Annotated in this window: 14 protein-coding genes; 5 read left to right on the top strand and 9 right to left on the bottom strand. The window is 72.8% G+C overall.

Annotation, left to right across the window (positions count from 1 at the left end):
• Positions 1–88: 88 nt before the first annotated feature.
• From HHX31_RS18690 to HHX31_RS18675, 4 genes are all read right to left on the bottom strand, one after another.
• Complete coding sequence (locus HHX31_RS18690) at positions 89–1,237, bottom strand: acyl-CoA dehydrogenase family protein (protein ID WP_169949559.1); 1,149 nt, start codon at positions 1,235–1,237, stop codon at positions 89–91.
• 1 nt (position 1,238) lies between these two features.
• Positions 1,239–2,132 (bottom strand): hydroxymethylglutaryl-CoA lyase, encoded by an 894-nt coding sequence (locus tag HHX31_RS18685; RefSeq protein WP_169949558.1) that lies wholly within the window; start codon positions 2,130–2,132, stop codon positions 1,239–1,241.
• A complete protein-coding gene (locus tag HHX31_RS18680) occupies positions 2,123–4,066 on the bottom strand; it encodes a biotin carboxylase N-terminal domain-containing protein (RefSeq protein ID WP_169949557.1) in 1,944 nt (647 codons plus the stop codon). Before HHX31_RS18680 ends, HHX31_RS18685 begins: the two co-directional genes overlap by 10 nt.
• A 75-nt stretch (positions 4,067–4,141) precedes the next feature.
• Positions 4,142–5,716, bottom strand: coding sequence for a carboxyl transferase domain-containing protein (locus HHX31_RS18675; RefSeq protein ID WP_169949556.1), 1,575 nt, complete (start codon positions 5,714–5,716; stop codon positions 4,142–4,144).
• 65 nt (positions 5,717–5,781) lie between these two features.
• Between HHX31_RS18675 and HHX31_RS18670 the strand changes: the two genes are divergently transcribed.
• Positions 5,782–6,357 (top strand): TetR/AcrR family transcriptional regulator, encoded by a 576-nt coding sequence (locus HHX31_RS18670; protein ID WP_169949555.1) that lies wholly within the window; start codon positions 5,782–5,784, stop codon positions 6,355–6,357.
• Between the two features lie 323 nt (positions 6,358–6,680).
• Here HHX31_RS18670 and HHX31_RS18665 read toward each other — a convergent pair whose 3' ends face one another.
• Positions 6,681–8,897, bottom strand: coding sequence for a transketolase C-terminal domain-containing protein (locus HHX31_RS18665; RefSeq protein ID WP_169949554.1), 2,217 nt, complete (start codon positions 8,895–8,897; stop codon positions 6,681–6,683).
• Between the two features lie 203 nt (positions 8,898–9,100).
• Here HHX31_RS18665 and HHX31_RS18660 point away from each other — a divergent pair, with 203 nt between their 5' ends.
• Positions 9,101–10,411 (top strand): hypothetical protein, encoded by a 1,311-nt coding sequence (locus HHX31_RS18660; RefSeq protein ID WP_169949553.1) that lies wholly within the window; start codon positions 9,101–9,103, stop codon positions 10,409–10,411.
• Positions 10,412–10,647: 236 nt separating this feature from the next.
• On the opposite strand, the gene HHX31_RS18655 is transcribed toward HHX31_RS18660, so the two are convergent.
• Entirely contained in the window at positions 10,648–11,739 is a 1,092-nt protein-coding gene (locus HHX31_RS18655; protein ID WP_249346113.1) for a magnesium and cobalt transport protein CorA, read from the bottom strand.
• 143 nt (positions 11,740–11,882) lie between these two features.
• Between HHX31_RS18655 and HHX31_RS18650 the strand changes: the two genes are divergently transcribed.
• The 3 genes from HHX31_RS18650 to HHX31_RS18640 are packed head-to-tail and all read left to right on the top strand — an operon-like array spanning position 11,883 to position 13,929.
• Complete coding sequence (locus tag HHX31_RS18650; protein WP_211589947.1) at positions 11,883–12,593, top strand: M50 family metallopeptidase; 711 nt, start codon at positions 11,883–11,885, stop codon at positions 12,591–12,593.
• A 41-nt stretch (positions 12,594–12,634) separates the two neighbouring features.
• On the top strand, positions 12,635–13,390 hold the full coding sequence (locus HHX31_RS18645) for a MerR family transcriptional regulator (RefSeq protein ID WP_169949551.1): 756 nt from the start codon (positions 12,635–12,637) through the stop codon (positions 13,388–13,390).
• Positions 13,387–13,929: a hypothetical protein gene (locus tag HHX31_RS18640; protein ID WP_169949550.1), complete on the top strand. Its 543-nt coding sequence runs from the start codon at positions 13,387–13,389 to the stop codon at positions 13,927–13,929. The genes HHX31_RS18645 and HHX31_RS18640 overlap by 4 nt, the downstream gene beginning before the upstream one ends.
• 7 nt (positions 13,930–13,936) lie before the next feature.
• On the opposite strand, the gene HHX31_RS18635 is transcribed toward HHX31_RS18640, so the two are convergent.
• The 3 genes from HHX31_RS18635 to HHX31_RS18625 form a co-directional block, all read right to left on the bottom strand.
• Positions 13,937–14,383 carry a DUF6294 family protein gene (locus HHX31_RS18635; protein WP_169949549.1) on the bottom strand — a complete coding sequence of 149 codons (447 nt, stop codon included), beginning with the start codon at positions 14,381–14,383 and terminating at the stop codon, positions 13,937–13,939.
• A gap of 158 nt (positions 14,384–14,541) precedes the next feature.
• A complete protein-coding gene (locus HHX31_RS18630; protein WP_169949548.1) occupies positions 14,542–18,030 on the bottom strand; it encodes an AAA family ATPase in 3,489 nt (1,162 codons plus the stop codon).
• Between the two features lie 73 nt (positions 18,031–18,103).
• Complete coding sequence (locus tag HHX31_RS18625; protein ID WP_169949547.1) at positions 18,104–19,204, bottom strand: exonuclease SbcCD subunit D; 1,101 nt, start codon at positions 19,202–19,204, stop codon at positions 18,104–18,106.
• Positions 19,205–19,227 lie beyond the last annotated feature (23 nt).

Genomic DNA, 19,227 nt, shown 5'->3' with positions numbered 1-19,227 from the left:
GGCATCCCCCGGCGACGACGGCCTCCGGTACGTGTACGCGACCCCGGCTCGCACGATCGAGCACGGCGTATCGCCAGGTGACAGCGATCTAAGCGGGCAGGCCGAGCTCGCGGGCGATGAGCATGCGCTGCACCTCGCTGGTGCCCTCGCCGATCTCCAGGATCTTCGCGTCCCGGTAGAAGCGGCCGACGGGGAACTCGTTCATGAAGCCATAGCCGCCGAAGATCTGGGTCGCGTCGCGGGCGTTGTCCATCGCGGCGTTGGACGACACCAGCTTGGCGATCGCGGCCTCCTTCTTGAACGGCAGGCCCGCCAGCATGCGCTCGGCGGCGTGGTAGTAGGCCAGGCGGGCGGTGTGCGCCCTGGCCTCCATATCGGCGATCTTGAACTGCAGGGCCTGGTAGCGGCCGATCTCCTGGCCGAAGGCCCGGCGCTCGCCCACGTAGCGCAGCGACTCGTCCACGCAGCCCTGGGCGAGACCGACCGACAGCGCCGCGATGGCCACCCGGCCCTCGTCGAGGGTCTGCAGGAACTGGGCGTAGCCCCGGCCGCGCTCGCCCAGCAGGTTCTCCTCCGGCACCCGGCAGTCGGCGAACGACAGTTCCCTGGTGTCCGAGGCCGACCAGCCGACCTTGGAATACTTCTTCGACACCGTGAAACCGGGCGTGCCCGACGGCACGAGGATCGTGGAGATCTCCGGCTTCCCGTTCTCGCGGCGGCCGGTGATCGCCGCCACCCCGACCACGCCGGTGATGTCGGTGCCCGAATTGGTGATGAACGCCTTCGATCCGTTGATCACCCACTCGCCGCCGTCGAGGACGGCCGTGGTGCGCATGCCGCCCGGCACGTCGGACCCGCCGCCTGGCTCGGTCAGGCCGAACGCCCCGAGGACCTCCCCCGCCGCCATCCTCGGCAGCCACCGCTGCTTCTGCGCGTCCGTGCCGAACCGCAGGATCGGCATCTCGCCCAGCGAGACCGCCGCCTCCAGGGTGATCGCCACGGAGGAGTCGACCCTGGCCAGCTCCTCCAGGGCCAGGCACAGCGCGAAGTAGTCGCCGCCCATGCCGCCGTACTCCTCCGGGATCGGCAGGCCGAACAGGCCCATCGCCCCCATCTTGCGGACGATGTCGTACGGGAACTCGCACCGCTCGTAGTAGTCCCCGATGACGGGGGCCACCACCTCGCGGGCGAACTCCTCGACCGACTTGCGCAGTTCGACGTGCTCCTCGTTGAGCATCTCAAATCTCCTTGGCGAGAGCCTGGACGACGCGGGAGGGGCTCGGCCGGCCCAGGATCTCGGCGAGCCAGAGGCTGGTGGCGGCCAGCGACCTGACGTCCACCCCGGTCTCGACGCCGAGACCGTCGAGCATCCAGACCAGGTCCTCGGTCGCGAGGTTGCCGGTGGCGCTCTTGGCGTACGGGCAGCCGCCGATGCCGCCGGCGGAGGAGTCCACGACCGTGATCCCCCGCTTGAGCGCGGTGAGCGTGTTGGCCAGGGCCTGGCCGTAGGTGTCGTGGAAGTGGACGGCAAGCCGGTCCGTCCCGACACCTGCCCCGGCGAAGGCGTCGAGCAGCGCCTCGACGTGCCGTGGCGTGCCGACGCCGATCGTGTCGCCCAGCGACAACTCATAGCAGCCGAGGTCGAGCAGCCTGCGCCCGACCCTGGCGACCTGCTCGGGCGCGACCGGGCCCTCCCAGGGGTCGGCGAAGCACATCGACACGTACGCCCTGACGCGCATGCCGTGGGCGAGGGCCCGTTCGACGACGGGGGCGAACATCTCGAACTGCGACTCGACGGTCCGGTTCAGGTTGCGCCGGGCGAACGACTCGGTGGCGCTGCCGAAGATCGCGATGTCGGTCACCCTCTGATCGAGCGCGCGGTCGAGACCCCGCTCGTTCGGGACGAGCACCGGGTAGCGCACTCCCGGCACCCGGGTCAGGCTCTCCAGCAGTTCGCCCGCGTCCGCGAGCTGGGGCACCCACTTCGGGTGGACGAAGCTCGTCGCCTCGATCGTCGTCAGCCCTGCCTCGGCCAGCCGCCCGATGAACTCGCGCTTGACCTCGACGGGCACGACGGCGGACTCGTTCTGCAGGCCGTCGCGCGGGCCGACCTCGTAGATCGTCACTCGCACGGCGTCACCCTCGCGAGGACCGCGTCCAGCTCCACCGTCTGTCCCGGCCGGGCCCGCAGCTCGGCGAGCACGCCGTCGGCCGGCGCCGTCAGGGTGTGTTCCATCTTCATCGCCTCCACGACGACCAGCGGCTGCCCGGCGCTGACCCGGTCGCCCTCGGCCGCCTTCACCAGCAGCACCGTTCCCGGCATGGGGCTGCGTACGGCCCCGTCGCCCGCGAGGGCCCCGCCCGGCCGGTCGTTCGGGTCGCCAGGCTCGTGCCGGGTGACCGGCCAGGCCCGGCCGCCCTCGGCGAGCCACACCGTGTCGCGGTTCCGGGCCACGGCGTACGCGCGCGTGACACCGCCGACGGTGACCGCCACCTCCTCCGGGCCTGTCCACGCCAGCCGCGCCCGGCCAAGTGAACGATCGTTAACTTCGATCTCCGCGTCTCCCGCCGCGCCCCTGACCCGTACGGGCACGCCGAGCCGGTGCACCGTCCACGCGGGCTCTCCCACCCGCCAGCCGTCGGCCACGTCCCACGGATCGCCCGAGGCGCGGCGGTCGAAGCCTGACTGGAAGACGAGCGCAGCCGCCGCGAGCACCTCGTCCGGCACGTTTCCGCTCACCAGGTCGCCGAGCCGCCGCTCCACCAGCCCCGTGTCGAGCCGCCCCGCCGTGACCTCCGGATCGGCCAGCAGCGCGCGCAGGAACCCGATGTTCGTGGTGACCCCGAGGACCACGGTGGAGGCCAGCGCCCGGTCGAGCGCCGCGAGCGCGCCCGCCCTGCCGGGGGCCCAGGCCACCGCCTTGGCCAGCATGGGGTCGTAGTCGCTGCCCACCGTCATCCCGGGAGTCAGCCCCGAGTCGAAGCGCACGCCCTCGCCCGCCGGCTCCCGCAGGGCCAGGACCCGGCCGCCCGTGGGGAGGAAGTCACGCGCGGGGTCCTCGGCGTACACGCGGGCCTCGACGGCGTGGCCGCGCAGGCGCACCTCGTCCTGGCCGAACGGCAGCGGCTCCCCCGCCGCGACCCGCAGTTGCAACTCGACCAGGTCGAGGCCGGTGACCATCTCGGTGACCGGGTGCTCGACCTGGAGCCGGGTGTTCATCTCCATGAAGAAGAACTCGCCGGGACGGGAACCGGGGACGATGAACTCGACCGTGCCCGCGCCGACGTAGCCGACCGACCGGGCGGCCTCCACCGCCGCCGCGCCCATGCGGGCCCGCGTCTCCTCGTCGAGCAACGGCGACGGCGCCTCCTCGATGATCTTCTGGTGGCGCCGCTGCAGGCTGCACTCGCGCTCGCCCAGGTGGACGACGTTGCCGTGACGGTCGGCCATGACCTGGATCTCGATGTGCCGGGGCCGGTCCACGAACCGCTCGATCAGCAGCGTGCCGTCCCCGAACGCCGCCGTCGCCGTACGGCGGGCCGACTCGACGGCCGCGGTCAGGCCCTCGGCCGAGTCGACCCGCAGCATGCCCTTGCCGCCCCCGCCCGCGGACGGCTTGATCAGCACGGGGAAGCCGATGCGCGCGGCGACCTCGGCCAGGTCGTCGTGTGGCTCCGCGCCGCCGGGGACGACCGGCACGCCCGCGCCGGCGACCGTCTCCTTCGCCCTGATCTTGTCGCCCATGGCCTCGATGGCCCCGGCCGGAGGCCCGACGAACACCAGGCCCTCCTCGGCGCAGCGCCGGGCGAACCCGGCGTTCTCGGCGAGGAAGCCGTACCCGGGGTGGACAGCCTGGGCACCGCTCACCCGGGCGGCCTCGACGATCCCCTCGACGTCGAGATAGCCGCGCGCGAGCCGTACGGCGAGGTCGGCCTCGCGCACGTGACGGGCGTCGCGGTCGGCGTCGCTGTGCACCGCGATCGCGCGGATCCCCAGCGCGCGGAGCGTGCGGATGATCCGTACGGCGATCTCACCCCGGTTCGCGACCAGGACACCGGTGAACATCACGACCACCCCAGGTGACGGGACGGCCGCTCGTGAAGCGGGCGGGGAGCCGGTGAACGCGTCATCAACACTGCCTCACATCCGGAAGACGCCGTAGCCGACGGGTTCGAGGGGGGCGTTCGCGGCGGCGCCGAGCGCCAGTCCGAGCACGGTCCTGGTGTCCACCGGGTCGATCACCCCGTCGTCCCACAGGCGTGCCGTCGAGTAGTAGGGATTGCCCTGGTGCTCGTACTGTGCCCGGATCTCGTCCGCGTCGGCGTCGCCGACCATGGTGAGCACGGTGGCGGCCTGCTCACCGCCCATGACCGAGATGCGGGCGTTCGGCCACATCCACAGGAAGCGGGGCGAGTAGGCGCGGCCCGCCATCGCGTAGTTGCCCGCGCCGAACGAGCCACCGATGATCACCGTGAGCTTCGGCACCCGGGCGCAGGCGACCGCCGTCACCATCTTCGCGCCGTGCTTGGCGATCCCCCCGGCCTCGTACGCCTTGCCGACCATGAAGCCGCTGATGTTCTGCAGGAACACCAGCGGGATCGACCGCCGGTCGCACAACTCGATGAAATGGGCGCCCTTGAGCGCCGACTCGCCGAACAGGACGCCGCTGTTGGCCACGATCCCCACCGGGTGCCCGTGGATCGCGGCGAACCCGGTGACCAGGGTCGGGCCGTACTCCGCCTTGAACTCCAGGAACCGGCTGCCGTCGACGATCCGGGCGATCACCTCGCGCACGTCGTACGGCTGGCGCGTGTCCTGCGGGACGATGCCGTACAGGTCGTGCGGGTCGTGGAGCGGCGGCTCGGCGGGGCCCACCTCCCACGGGCGAGGACTTCTCGGGCCGAGCGACGCGACGATGTCGCGCACGATCTTCAGGGCGTGCGCGTCGTCGTCGGCGAGGTGGTCGGTGACGCCGCTGACGCGCGCGTGGACCTCGCCGCCGCCGAGTTCCTCGGCCGTGACGGTCTCGCCGGTCGCGGCCTTCACCAGCGGCGGCCCGCCCAGGAAGATCGTGCCCTGGCCGCGGACGATCACCGCCTCGTCGCTCATCGCCGGGACGTACGCCCCGCCCGCCGTACAGGAGCCCAGCACGGCCGCGATCTGCGGGATGCCCTTGGCCGACATGGTGGCCTGGTTGTAGAAGATGCGGCCGAAGTGCTCCCTGTCGGGGAAGACCTCGTCCTGCTTCGGCAGGAACGCGCCGCCGGAGTCGACCAGGTACACGCACGGCAGGTTGTTGTGGAGCGCGACCTCCTGGGCCCGCAGGTGCTTCTTGACCGTCATCGGGTAGTACGTGCCGCCCTTGACGGTGGCGTCGTTGGCCACGATCACGACCTCGCGCCCGGCGACCCGCCCCACGCCGGTGATGATCCCGGCGGCCGGGGCCTGGTCGTCGTACATGCCGGTGGCCGCGAGCGGGGACAGCTCCAGGAATCGCCCACCGGGGTCGAGGAGCGTGTCGACACGGTCCCTGGGCAGCAGCTTGCCGCGCTGGACGTGCCTGGTCCGAGCCCGTTCCGGGCCGCCGCGCGCCGCCGTCGCGAGCCGTTCCCGCAGGTCCGCGACCAGGCGTTCGTTCGCCTCCGCGTTGCGCTTGTACGGCTCGCCGCCCGGGTCGCACCGGCTCTCCAGCACCGGCCAGTCACTCGTACTCATGCTCGGAATGTTAATCATCGCTAACAGACTCCGTCTACCATGGTGCCGTGAAGACCGGGAGGACCGTGACGACCCCTACCCGCAATCGGCGGGCCGAGATCCTAGACGCCGCCGCGGAGCTCTTCGCCGCGCGCGGCTTCCACGGCGTGTCCATCGAGGACATCGGCGCGGCCGTGGGCGTGTCAGGACCGGCGCTGTACCGGCATTTCAGCGGCAAGGAGGCCCTGCTCGCCGAGATGCTGCTGGACATCAGCGAGCGGCTGCGCGAGCAGGGGGCGCGGCTGGCCACCACCGCCGACCCGGACACCGCGGAGGCCGCGCTTGAGGCGCTGCTGTCCGGGCACATCGAGTTCGCGATGAATCACCCCGCGCTGATCCGGGTGCACGAGCGCGAGCTGGACAACGTGCCCGAGCAGGCCCGGCGGGCCATCCGGCGGCTGCAGCGGCTGTACACCGAGGAGTGGGTGACCGTGCTGTCGGAGCTGCACCCCGCCTGCCCGCCCGCGCGGCTGCGCGCCGCGACGCACGCGGTGTTCGGCCTGCTCAACTCCACTCCGCGCAGCGCGGGGGAGCTGGCCCCCGACGCCATGGCCGCCCTCCTCCACACCATGGCCCGCGCCGCCCTCTCCCCCTTAGGTTGAAAAAAGGAGGAGGGGGGTGGGAGGAGGGAGGAGGGGGTGATCTTGTAATTTGTCGCAGAGAGGTGGCGCGACCCGCACCCCAACCGCGCGTGATCTTGTAGTTTGTCGCACGTACGGCCCCCGAACTGCCGAGATCCCGTCCGTGATCTTGCAGTTCTCGACACCAAACCCCTGCCTGCCAGCGCGTACGCCTTCCGTGATCTTGCAAGTGCAAGATCACGGAACGAGAAAACCCTGGTCACCAGCCACAGGGCCGGATTTCATGCAAGATCACGAAGCGAAGACGAGCAGGTCAGGCGCCGTACGTGCGACAAACTACAAGATCACGCCGTGAGGAGTTTGCGGGCGGCGCGTTCGATGTCGGACTCGGACAGCAGGACGGTGTCGGCGGCCGGGCCCAGCGGCACGAAGCTGTCCTGTGAGGTCACACGGCGGATCGGGCCGCGGAAGCCGTTGTCGACGAGCGCCGCTATCACGCTCTCCGAGACCCCGCCGCTGCGCCGGGTCTCGTCGGCGATGAGCACCCGGCCGGTCAGCTCCGCCGCCCGCACCAGGTCGTCCACCGGCAGCGGCGACAGCCACCGCAGGTCGAGGACCCTGCAGCTCATGTCCTCCGCCGTGAGCTTCACCGCCGCCCGCAGGCTCATGCGCAGCCCGTTGCCGTACGTCACGATGGTCAGGTCGCGCCCGTCGCCGTAGGAGCGGGCGCGCCCCACCGGGACGTGGGTCTCCGTCCAGCGCGCCGGCGGCGCGTACGGCGCGAGCCAGCCGCCGTCGCCCTCCTCGAACAGATCACGGGTGTGGTAAAGCGCGATCGGTTCGAGGAACACGCAGACACTGCCGTCCGCGCGGGCGGCGGCCAGGCAGGTGCGCAGCATCGCGGCGGCGTCGTCGGGCCGGGCGGGAGACGCGACGATCACCCCGGGAATATCCCGCAAAGCGGCTACCGAGTTGTCATTATGAAAATGCCCGCCAAATCCCTTTTGATAGGCATACGAGGCGACTCGTACGACCATGGGATTGCGATACGCGCCCTGCGAAAAGAACTGCATGGTCGACGCCTCGCCGCGAATTTGATCAAGGGCGTTGTGCACGTAGGCGAGATATTGGATCTCCGGCACCGGCAGCAGACCCGCCACCCCGCTCCCGAGCGCCAGCCCGAGGATCGCCTGCTCGTCGAGGAGCGTGTCGAAGACCCGCTCCGCCCCGAACCTCCGCGACAGCCCGCGCGTCACGCCGTACACGCCGCCCTTGCGGGCCACGTCCTCGCCGAACACGAGCACCCCGGGGTCCAGCGCCAGCGCGTCGGCCAGCGTACGGTTGACCGCCTGGGCCACGGTCAGCCCGCCCTCCCGCTCCGGCAGGGTGGCGAAGGCGCGCTCACGCGCCTCGGCGGGCGCCGCCCGGACGGCCTCGGCGGCCACCACGCCGGGACGGCGCGGCGCGAGCGGTGCCGTCACCTCCTCCGCCGTGGTGAGCCTGGGCCGCCGCGCACACTCCGACGCGAGCTTCAGCACGTGGTCGCGCTCGGCCTCGTAGCGCGCCAGCAGGTCGTCGGGCTGAGCCAGTCCCGCCTCCACCAGCAGTCGCGCCGTACGGACGAGCGGGTCGCGACCCAGGTCGGCGGTGATCTCGCGGCGGGTGCGGTAGCCGATCTCCACGTCCGAGCCGGCATGCCCCATCAGGCGTACGGTCCGCAGGTGCAGGAACGCCGGGGCACGGTTGACGCGCACGTGCTCGACCGCGCGCAGCGCCGCGTCGTACGCGTCGGCCAGGTCGCCGCCGTCGGCGTGGAAATACTCCAGCAGGGGGTGCTTGGCCCGCTCGATCCACTCCGGCGGCGTCTTCACGCTGATGCCGAGGCCGTTGTCCTCGCAGACGAACAGCACCGGGATCCGCAGCCCGCGATGACGGCCGTACGCGGCGGTGTTCAGCCCGGACAGCGCGGAGGCGTGGTTCATCGACGCGTCGCCGAAGCTGCACACGGCGATGGCGTCCCGCGGCCAGGGAGAGGGCAGGCCGAGCATGCCCGCCCGCTCGATGGCGAAGCCCACGCCGACGGCGCGCGGGAGGTGACTGGCGATGGTGGAGGTCTGCGGGATGACGGCGAGCCCTGGGTGGCCGAACACCTTGTGCCTGCCACCCGCGATCGGATCCTCCGCCGACGCCGCGACGCCGAGCAGGACGTCGCGCAGCCCTTCCTCCGCCAGCCGGCCCGCCTGGGCGGATCGGGTCAGGTAGAAGGCGCCGGACCGGTAGTGCAGCAGCGCGGGGTCGTCCACGCGGAGCGCGGCGGCGACGGCGGCGTTCCCCTCGTGCCCCGACGAGCCGATCGTGTAGAAGCCCTCGTCGCGCTCGCGCATGTGCCGGGCCGCGACGTCGAGGAGCCGGCTGCCGAGCTGGACGGCGAACAGCTCACGGCACCGCCTGCCCGTCAGGCCCGTCCCGGGCCGCACCGGCAGGTCAGGATCCCGGGCTGGTCCGGGGGTCAGCGCCCCGACGGCCTCGATGAAATGCGTCTCCACAGCGTCCCGCACCACACGGCCGATTATGTCGCACGATGCACGCTCCGTCCCGCACAGCGACAACTCCGCGCATGACCGTTATGGATCACTTCGTTTGACACAAATCGATGACGATAGGTCAGTGCGTTAAACCCTCGGGGCCATTCACCCGTCTACTCGTTATGAATGACGTGGCACCCTCAGGCCGCGTTCAACCACCGGAAGGATGGTTCACCGGAATGTTGAAACGCATTCAAGCCGCGATCGCGGCAGTGGTCATGGGAGGCGCGGTCCTCGTCGCGCTCCCGGCCGCAGCGGGCGCGGCGACGGCAGCGGGTCCGAGCGCCCTGACCGTCTCCCCCAGTCCCGTGGTCGTCTCCGCCGGTTCCGGCACGACGGCGACCTTCACCTACAAGGCGTCCGACAGGGGCGCGGCGAGGCTCGTCGACCGTGACGGCCGCGTCGTCCTGCTCCGCCCCACCCCCGCGGGCTACGGCGTCTACTCGGCGAAGTACGGCTTCACCTTCGACGACGAGCCGGGCGTCTGGAAGCTGCAGGTGCGGGCCGGCGGCGGCACCGCGAGCAAGGAGTTCCAGGTCCACTGGACCACCGACCTCGACTTCGACGCCGCGCCCGACGTCGTCGACCGCGGCGACCGGATCAAGCTGACCGGCGCGCTGACCTTCCGTGACGGCGACGGCCCGCAGGCCTACGACGGCCAGCGGGTGGACATCGCCTTCAAGCCGGTCGGCGGCTCCTACAGCCGGGTCGGCTCGGTCACGACCGACCGGCGCGGCCGGTTCTCCGTCTACCAGAAGGCCGACAGGACCGGCTGGTGGCGGGCCGAGTTCGCCGGCGCGACCGACGCCGAGCCCGCGACCAGCGACAGCGACCGGGTCGACGTCAAGGCCGCGGTCAGCCGCACCCGCATCACCGGGTTCGACGCCTCCCCCGAGCCCGTCGACGTCGGTGACACCCTGCGCCTGCGCGGCCGGCTGGAGATCTCCGGCTTCGCCGGCTGGAGCGGCTACCCCGGACGCGGCGTGAAGATCCTCTTCAAGCCGGCCGGCGGCTACAGCTGGCAGTACGTCACCACCGACAGGACCGACTCCCACGGCCGGTTCGCCGTGGACGTCACGGCCGAGGTCTCCGGCACCTGGCGGGCGCAGTTCGAGGGAACAGGCGGCGCGGCGTACACCGCGAGCGCGACCGACTACGTGACGGTCAGCGTGCCCCGGGCGGGCACCCGCGTGGTCCAGTTCAACGCCTCCCCCGAGCCGGTGAAGTACCGCAAGTACCTCACCTTCACCGGCCAGCTGCAGGTCTGGGACCACGGCTGGGAGGGGTACGGCCACCAGAAGGTGACCGTCTGGTTCAAGAAGCCGGGCGGCTCCTGGCACTACGTCAAGACGCTGTGGACGAACGGCTCCGGCAAGCTCTGGGGCAAGACCACGGCGTCGGCGTCCGGCTACTGGAAGGTCGTCTTCGCCGGCAACGGTGAGGCCCGTCCGTCCTCCAGCGGGACCGACTGGGTGCGCGTGAAGCGCTAGGGAGAGTCCGACGGATGCTGCCGGTCGCGAGCGTGGATCCTGATGCACGCCTCGCGAGGCGGAGGAGCGGCCATGGCGCGGCCATGGGCGACGACGACGCGGCGAGGCGGGGTCCACGCCCGGCAGGGCCATGATCTGTCGGACACCACCCATGAGGATCACTGAGCCGGCCCGGGACGCGCCCCACGTCCCGGGCCGGCCCATACCCCGGCCCGAGGGCGGCGGCCGCGCGGGCGTCAGAGCCAGTCGCGGCGTTTGAAGACCAGATAGAGCGTGAGACAGACGACGCCCATGAGCATGATCGCTATGGGGTAGCCGAGCACCCAGTGCAGCTCGGGCATGTGGTCGAAGTTCATGCCGTAGATCGTGCCGACCAGCGTCGGGGCGAAGAGGATGGCCGCCCAGGCGGAGATCTTCTTGACCTCGTCGCCCTGGGCGATGCTCGCGGCCGTGAGCTTGGTCATCTCCTCGTTCTGCTGCTGGCTGACGAGTGTCGAGTTGACGACGAGGATGTCCTGCAGCATCTGCCGGAAGCCCGCCACGCGCTCGGTGACCGTGATGGCGTGGTCGGACACGTCGCGCAGATAGCGCTGCAGCTCCTCGTTCACGCCGTACTTCGGCGAGCCCGCGATGAAGCCGTCGAGCATCGGGACGAGCGGGCTGGTGGCCCGCTGGAACTCGATGACCTCGCGGGACAGCGCGTAGATGCGCCGGGGCGCGGCCGGGTCCCCGCCGAAGACCTGCACCTCGATCTCGTCGATGTCGTTCTGCAGCCCGGCGACCACCGGCGCGTAGCCGTCCACGACCGCGTCGAGGATCGCGTACAGCACGGCCTGCGGCCCCTGGCGGAGCAGGTCGGGGTCCGACTCCATGCGCCGGCGCACCTTGGACAGGTCGGGCGCCTCGCTGTGCCGTACGGTCAGCACGAAGTCGGGGCCGACGAACACGTGCAGCTCGCCGAACGCCACCTTCTCCGGCTGGTCGAGATACTGGGCGGCCCGCAGCACCACGAACAGCGTGTCGCCGTACCGGTCGGCCTTGGGCCGCTGGTGGGCGACGATGGCGTCCTCGATGGCGAGCTCGTGCAGGCCGAACTCCTCGGCCGCCTTGATGAGCTCGGCCTCCTCCGGCCGGTACAGGCCGATCCACGCCATCGCGCCCGGCCGCGAGCGCAGCGCGGCGATGGCGCCGCCCAGCGAGAGCGGCGAGTCCACGCGCTCGCCGTCCACGTACACGGCGTTGTCGATCACACTCTGCCGGAACGGCTCCTCCTCGTCCGCACGCGGATCCATCGAGTGCTCGGGAGCCTGCTCCGGTTTCGCCCTCATCAGCCCACTCAATCCACGCAGTCCACGCATACGCCGCTCAGCCACATCTAGAAGGTAACCGTCCTCGTAAGGTCGCCGGCCTCAGCCGCCCGGCGCGTCCGCGGCCAGGGGGCGTGCGCCGTACGATTCCGGGGGTGACCCCCCTGAAGGCCCTGTGGAACCACCTGACCGCCGTACAGATCGCGCCTCCCCTCTGGCTGGCCGTCCTGTCCGGATTCGCCGCCCTCGGCGTCGTCGCCTACCCCCAGTCGTGGCACATCTCACGCGGGCTGATCACGATCGCGCACGAGGGCGGGCACGCGCTGGTCGCGGTGCTGACCCGGCGCAAGCTGCGGGGCATCCGCCTTCACTCGGACACTTCGGGCGTGACGCTCACCAGAGGCAGGCCCACCGGGCCCGGCATGATCGCCACGGCCGCGGCGGGGTACGTCGCGCCCTCCCTGATCGGGCTCGGGGCGGCCTGGCTGGTCGCCGACGGGCGGATCACGATGCTGCTGTGGGCCGTGCTCGCGCTGCTCGTGTGCATGCTGCTCATGATCAGGAACTTCTTCGGCGCGCTCTCGCTGCTCGCCGTGGGCGGCGCGGTCTTCGCGCTGTCGTGGTTCGCGCCGCCGAACGTCCAGTCGGCCTGCGCGTACGCCGCCGCGTGGTTCCTGCTGCTCGGCGGCGTACGGCCGATCCTCGAACTGCGGAGCAAGCGGCGGCATGGCCGCGCCCCCGACTCCGACGCCGACCAGCTCGCCCGGCTGACCCGGGTGCCGGGCACCTTCTGGGTGCTGCTTTTCCTGCTCGTCTCCGTCGCCTCGCTCGTCTACGGCGGCTATCTGCTCATCGCCCGATGGCTGCCCGGGTGAGCTGTTGACCTTGCCGCTACGTCAATGTCTTCAATTGGGGCATGCGGATCGGAGAACTCGCCGCGCTGGCCGGGGTGTCCACCCGTACCGTGCGGCACTACCACCACCAGGGCGTGCTGCCCGAGCCGCCGAGGCGGGTCAACGGCTACCGCGAGTACGGCCTGCGCGACGCGCTCCGCCTCGCCCGGGCCCGCAGGCTGACCGAGCTGGGCCTGTCGCTGGACGAGGTGCGCGACGTGCTGGCCGGCGACTGCGCCCGGGAACTGCGGGAGATCCTGCTGGAGCTGGACGCCGACCTCGCCCGGCAGGAGGCGGTGATCAGAGCCAGGCGCGAGCGGCTCGCCGCGCTGCTGAGCGAGGAGTCGCCGTCGCCGGACGACGCCGTCTCGCCGGAGATGGCCGGCTTCCTGCGGTGCCTCGAACCCGTGCGCGACTCGCCGTTCGCGGCTGCGGAGACCGAGTTACTCGCCCTCCTCGACGCGGCGGCCGAGCCGGAGGACCGGGATCGCTTGCTGGAGCTGATGCGGCCCATGACCACACCGGAGGCGGTCGCCCGCGCCGAGGAGTTGCACCGGAGGCTGGCGGAGCTGGACGGCGCCGATCCCGCCGATCCCCGTGTCGGCGCACTCGCCGCCGACCTGGCCGCGCACCTGCCTCCCGAGCTCGCCGCCTCGCTGGCCTCCGCGATGCCCGCCGACGACGACCCGTTCGCCCGGGCGTTCCTCGCCGATCTGTCCCCCGCGCAGGCCGAGGTCGCACGGCAGGCCATGGCGCTGCTCGCGGACGGGGCGTCGTGAGGCACGCCGCCGGCTACAGCCGGGAGCAGACGCCGACGATGGCGGTGCTGCTGTCCGTGCTGGTCCTGGAGACCGTGGCCATGGACCTGCTGCTGCGCAGATTCGGGCTGCCCGACGTGCCGCGTCTGGTGATCCTGGCTCTCGACGCGGCGTCGGTCCTCGGCGTGCTCGGCCTCATGGTGGGCTGCGCCCGCCGGCCGCACACCATCGGGCCGGACGCGCTGCGCCTGCGGTACGGCCGCATGTTCAGCCTGGACGTCCCGGCGGATCTCGTCGTGTCGGCGCGGATCGACCGCCGCTACGACGAGAGGAGGCTCCTGCGCCTCTCGGACGGCGAGCTCGTCATCGCGGTCTCGTCCCAGACCAACCTCGTGGTCGACCTGCGGGAACCGATCGAGGTGTCCCTTCCGCGCCGTCCCTGGCAGGCCGTACGCCCGGCGACGGCCGTCCGGCGGCTGCGGTTCTTCGCCGACGATCCTGCGGCTGCGCTGCGGGCCCTGGCCGCGCTCACCACGCCGGCGGGCGAGCCCGCTCCCTAGGACGTTCTCAGCAGTGCTTGCTCAGCGACATGCGCTTGATCAGGGGATACAAGCTGGGGTCGAACCGGCCCTCGGCCAGCCATCGATACTTCCGCGGCCAGGCGAGAGGCAGGTTCTTGACGAACTTGGTGCTGGTGCTGCCGGGTATGCGTATGTCGGCGAGCAGCGCGCCGTTCCCGTCCTTGAGATGCGCCCACATCAGCCAGGCGTCGTCACCCGACAGACTGGTGAGCGTGGCGTCGAACCGGGCCGTGCCGTCCGGATAGAGAGTCCATGTCGGGGCCGTCCAGTCGGCGCCGCCGCTGTACATGGTGCAGTCGCCCGCGGTCGAGCCCTTCTTCCAGGTGAACGTTTTGTAGGCGGACGCGTTGGCCGTCCCGGCCGGAAGCGCCAGGCCTAGGGCGAGGGCGCCCACGGTGACGACCATGACGGTGCTCCTGCGGATGCTCTTCATGACGCTTCCTCTCATCGGCGGCTGTGCCGCTCGGCCGGTCAGGCGAAGCCCTCGTGGTGGGCTCCGCGGCCTCACAAGCCGTTGATAGGACCGCACGGTTGCAGAGCGCTTGACCTTGCCTTGCCCGTGACCTCTCTCGCCACGACCGACCAAGAGCGTCAGCGCTGCGACAGGGCCGAGCCGGACCTGCCCTTGATCACGCGGAGCTGCGCGGGGATGCGCACCCGCAGTTCGGCGACGTGGCTGACGACGCCGACGGCGCGGCCTCCCTCCCGCAGGCCGTCGAGGATGTCGAGCACGTCGTCGAGCGTCTCGTCGTCGAGCGTGCCGAAGCCCTCGTCCACGAACAGGCTGCCGATCTCCGCGCCGCCCGCCTCCGCCGTGACCACGTCGGCCAGGCCCAGCGCCAGGGCGAGCGAGGTGACGAAGCTCTCGCCGCCGGACAGCGTGGCGGGGTCGCGTTCCACGCCGGTCCAGGCGTCGAGCACGCGCAGGCCCAGCCCGCCGCCCGACCGGCCCCGGTCGCCCGCGGACCGGCTCATGTCGTGCCGCAGCAGGTAGCGACCACCCGACATGTGGTCGAGGCGCTCGTTCGCCGCGTCCACGACCTGGCGGAGCCGCTCCCCCAGCACGTACGCGGACAGCCGCATGTGCCATCGGTTGTCGCCCGACGTCCCTGTCGCCAGCTCGGCGAGCCGGCGCGCCAGGCGGTGCCGTTCCTCGGCGGGCCGATAGGCGCGCAGCGCGGCGTCCAGTTCGCCGGCGAGCCCGGTGAGCTGGCCGAGCCTGCCCTGTGCCCGGTCCCGAGCCGAGGTGCGGGCGGCGTGGTCGTGCTCGGCCCGCTCGTGGCCGGCCTCCAGCTCCGGCAGGTCCGCGGCGGGCCGGGCCGCCGCCGCCACCAGCTCGGGGTCGGCCAGCAGCCCTTCGACCGTGGCGCGCTCGGCGTCCAGGTGACCCAGCCGCTCGGCCAACGCCTCCCGGTCCTCCGGCGCGCGGACGGCGGCGGCCGCGTGCTCCACGCTCGCGAACCCCTCACCGGCGGCGGCCACGGCCGCCTCCGTCCGCGCCGCCCGGCTCTCGCGGTCGGCCGCGGCCGCCTCGGCCGCCGCCTCGGCGGCCTCCCTGAGCAGGTCCGCCTCCTCTTCCAGCCGGTCGAGACGGGCGGCGAGCGACGCGTCCTCGCCGCGGGCGGCATCGATCACCTCGGCCAGCCTGCGCTCGTCGGCCGCCAGCCCGTCCCGGTGCGCCCGCGCCTCCGCGATCGCCGCGCCGGTGCGCGCGGCCCGCGTGCCCAGCTCCTCGAGCTCGGCCGCGAGCCCGGTGGCGCGGACGGCCAGCTCCCGCTCGGCCGCGGCCAGGGACCGGGCGCGTTCGAGGTCCGCCTCCGCCGCCGCGAGGTCGCCCTCCAGTCCGGCGGCGAGCCGCTCGCCCTCCGCGAGCAGGGCCTCCCGCCTGGTCCTGGCCTCGGTCAGCAGCCCGGTCAGCTCGGCGGCGCGGTCGCGGGCCGCCTCCAGCTCCGCCGCGAGCCGCCGGACCTCCTCCTCTGCCCCCGCGACCGCCGTCTCCGCCTCGCGCAGCCGCGACAGCTCCTCGCGGGCGTCCGCGACGGCGGCGGACGCGTCGTCCTGGGACAGGCCCGCGGCGCGCGCCGTCGCGTCGCCGAGCCGCGACGAGAGCGCGGCGACGGCCGCCTCCGCCTCCTCACGGGCCAGCTGGGCGGCGTCGAACTCCTCCTGGGCCGCCCGCTCGTCGTCCGCGGTCGCGACCCGTCCCGCCGGCGCCGCGGGGCGCGGGTGTTCGCCGGACCCGCAGACGGCGCACGGCTCCCCGGGCACGAGCCCCGCCGCCAGTTCCGCGGCCATGCCGTCGATCCTGGCCTGACGGACCTCCTGGAGCCGGTCCCGGCGTTCCTGGGCCAGGTCGACGGCCGCGCGCCGGTCGTGCTCGGCCTCCTCCAGCCCGGCGGCCAGTGAGTCACGCAGCCGCGCCGCGTCCAGGCGCTCCCGCGCCAGGCCGGCGGCGGCCTCCAGCGCGGGCACGCGCGCGGCCATGCCGTGCAAGCCCCTGAGCCGTTCCTCCGCGCCGGCCAGCGACGCGGGCAGCTCCGCCTGCGCGGCCCTCGCCCGCGCCTCCTCCTCGGCGAGCCGCGTCAGTTCCTCGTCCAGCAGGCGGGCCTGCTCGCCGACCTCCCGCACCCGCAGCGCGGTGTCCCGCACGGCGGTCAGGTGCGGCAGGCTCGCCGCCGCCGCGCGCGCCCGCGCGAGCCGTTCCTCGATGTCGAGCCGCTCGGCCGGCAGGGCCGCCAGCCGCCGCGTCAGCCCGGCCTCCTCCTCGGTCAGCCCGGTCAGCGCGCGTTCCGCGTCCGCGCGCTCGTCACGCACCTGCCGCAGACGCGCCTCCTCCGGGAGGATCTGCCGCACCCGGGCGATCTCGTCGCGCCGCGCCCGCTCCAGCGCCGCCAGCCGCTCGGGATCCGGGCCCGCTACCTCTCCCAGGTCCACGCCCGATCCCAGGTCCACGCCCGATCCCAGGCCCGCGCCCGAGTCCACGCCCGATCCCGGATCCGCGCCCGGTCCCGGGAGGGAACGCGGCGCCGTAAGGCCGGGAAGCGCACGGAGCGCGGCGTCGGCGGCCACCCGCCGCGCCTTGGCCGCGGTCTCCGCCCGCTGGGCGGCCTGCCGGATCAGCGGCGCCACCCGGTCGGCCCGCGCCGCCTCGTCGAGCATCGCATCCAGGTCCGACCGCTCGTCCGCCGCCGCGTCGAGCTCCTGCCGCCGGGCGAGGGCGCCGGCGTGCCTGCGCTGCCGGTCGGCCAGCGCCCGGCCCTCCTCCAGCCGGGAGCGGGCGGACAGCAGCGCCTCCCCGCTCCGCGCGGCGGCCGCGACGGCGTCGGCGAGCGCGCCGCGGGCGAGGTCGAGCACCTGTCCCGACCAGGCGGCCGGCTCCGCGGCGTCCTCGGGCAACGGCAGGTCGTCGCCGGCCGCGCCGCGCATGCGGTCGAGCACCGACTCGACCCGCTGGCCCAGCTCCTGCGCGTCCCGCCCGGTGCGCGTCCGGTGCTCGGCGAGCCACCGCTCCACGTCGCCGAACACCCGCACGGAGAAGAGCCGTTCGAGCAGTTCCCGCCGTTCCTCGCCACCGGCCCGCAGGAATTTCGCGAACTCGCCCTGCGGCAGCATCGCGACCTGGCAGAACTGGGCCAGGGTCATGCCGGTCAGCGTGTTGACCAGGTCGCCGACCTCGTCGCTGCGGGTGCTGCGCACGATCCACTGCCCGCCGGGCTCGGTCAGCTCCTCCAACCGGGCCTTGGCCTTCTCCTCAACCAGGCCCGACCCCCTCAGCTTCGGCCGCATCCAGGCGGGGGAACGGGTGACGCGCAGGCGCCTGCCCCGGATCGTCACCTCCAGCGTCACCGACGGCCCCCGCTCGGGCGGCGCGTGGTCGCAGCGCAGGCTGCGAGCGCTCTCCCGCTGGCCGGGCACCCGGCCGTACAGGGCGTAGCAGACGGCGTCGAGCACGGTCGTCTTCCCCGCGCCGGTCGGCCCGTGGATCAGGAAAAGACCCGCCGCGCCGAGCGCGTCGAAGTCGACCTCCTCCGTTCCCGGGAACGACCCGAACGCGACCAGGCGCAGCCGATGCAGCCTCACCGGACCTCCACACTCGTCCACGGGCCGGGCCCGCGCCTCGTCACCCGCCGGGCCGCCGCCTGGGCCGGGGCGCTCACGCGCTCTCCCTGATGCGGCAGGCCTCGACCGCCTCCTCCAGGAGGCGCCGTTCCTCGTCGTCGGCGGGCTCGCCCCGGACCTCGCGGACGAAGTCGAGCGCCACCTCGATCTCGGGCCGCCCGGCGATCGCCGCCCTGGCCGCCGGCCCCGGCGCCACGCCGTCCGGCTCGAAGGCGAGCGCCAGCGTGTGCGGGAAGCGCCGGCGCAGGCGCTCCATCGCCTCGCGCGGGCGCACCGGGTCGGTCAGCGTCACCTGCAGCCAGTGGTCTTCGTACCGATCGTGGCGGGAGTCGGTCAGCAGGTCGTCGATGCGGCCCCGCACCGTGCTCACCGGCCGGGGCACGGGAGCGGGCACGAACTCCGTGCCGCCCGTGGCGAGGTCGGCCAGCCAGGAGCCCTTGGTGTGACCGGCCTCGGAGAAGGAGTAGGCGATCGGCGATCCGCTGTAGCGGACGGTCTCGCTCATCACCTGGCGTCCGTGCAGGTGCCCGAGCGCCACGTAGTCGGCCCCGGCGAACACGCCCAGCGGCACGTGGGAGACCCCGCCGACGCTGATGTCCCGCTCGCTGTCGCTCGCCTCCCCTCCGGTGACGAAGGCGTGCGCGAGCACCACCTTGCGGGCCGCGGGGTGCTCCCTGACCCGGTCCATCGCGTACGACATCGCGGCGGTGTGGCTGCGCTCGGCCAGCTCCCACGGCCCCCGGACGAGCTCGGGCTCCAGGTAGGGGATGCCGAAGAACGCCGTGTCGCCGATCACGACCGGCTCCCAGGCCCGGCCGGGGTCGGTGCGCAGATGCACCCGCTCCATGAGATCGGCGCCGAAGCCCAGCCGTACGGCGGAGTCGTGGTTGCCGCTGATCAGCACGGTGTGCGCGCCGAGGGCCTTGAGCCGCGCCAGCGCCTCGTTGCACAGGGCGACCGCGTCGACGGGCGGCAGGGCCCGGTCGTAGACGTCGCCGGAGACCACGACGACGTCCACGCGCTCGGCCCGCACGGTCTCGACCAGGTGGTCGACGAACGCCGCCTGGGCCCCGAGCAGGCTCTCGCGGTGGAACGACCGGCCGAGATGCCAGTCGGAGGTGTGCAGGACGCGCATGTCGCAGGAAGCTAACAGGTCCC

It is taken from the genome of Microbispora sp. H11081 (assembly GCF_012999535.1).
In the GTDB taxonomy this organism is placed as follows: domain Bacteria; phylum Actinomycetota; class Actinomycetes; order Streptosporangiales; family Streptosporangiaceae; genus Microbispora.
Note: the sequence above shows the minus strand (reverse complement) of the source record. Positions and strands in the feature narration are given on the sequence as shown.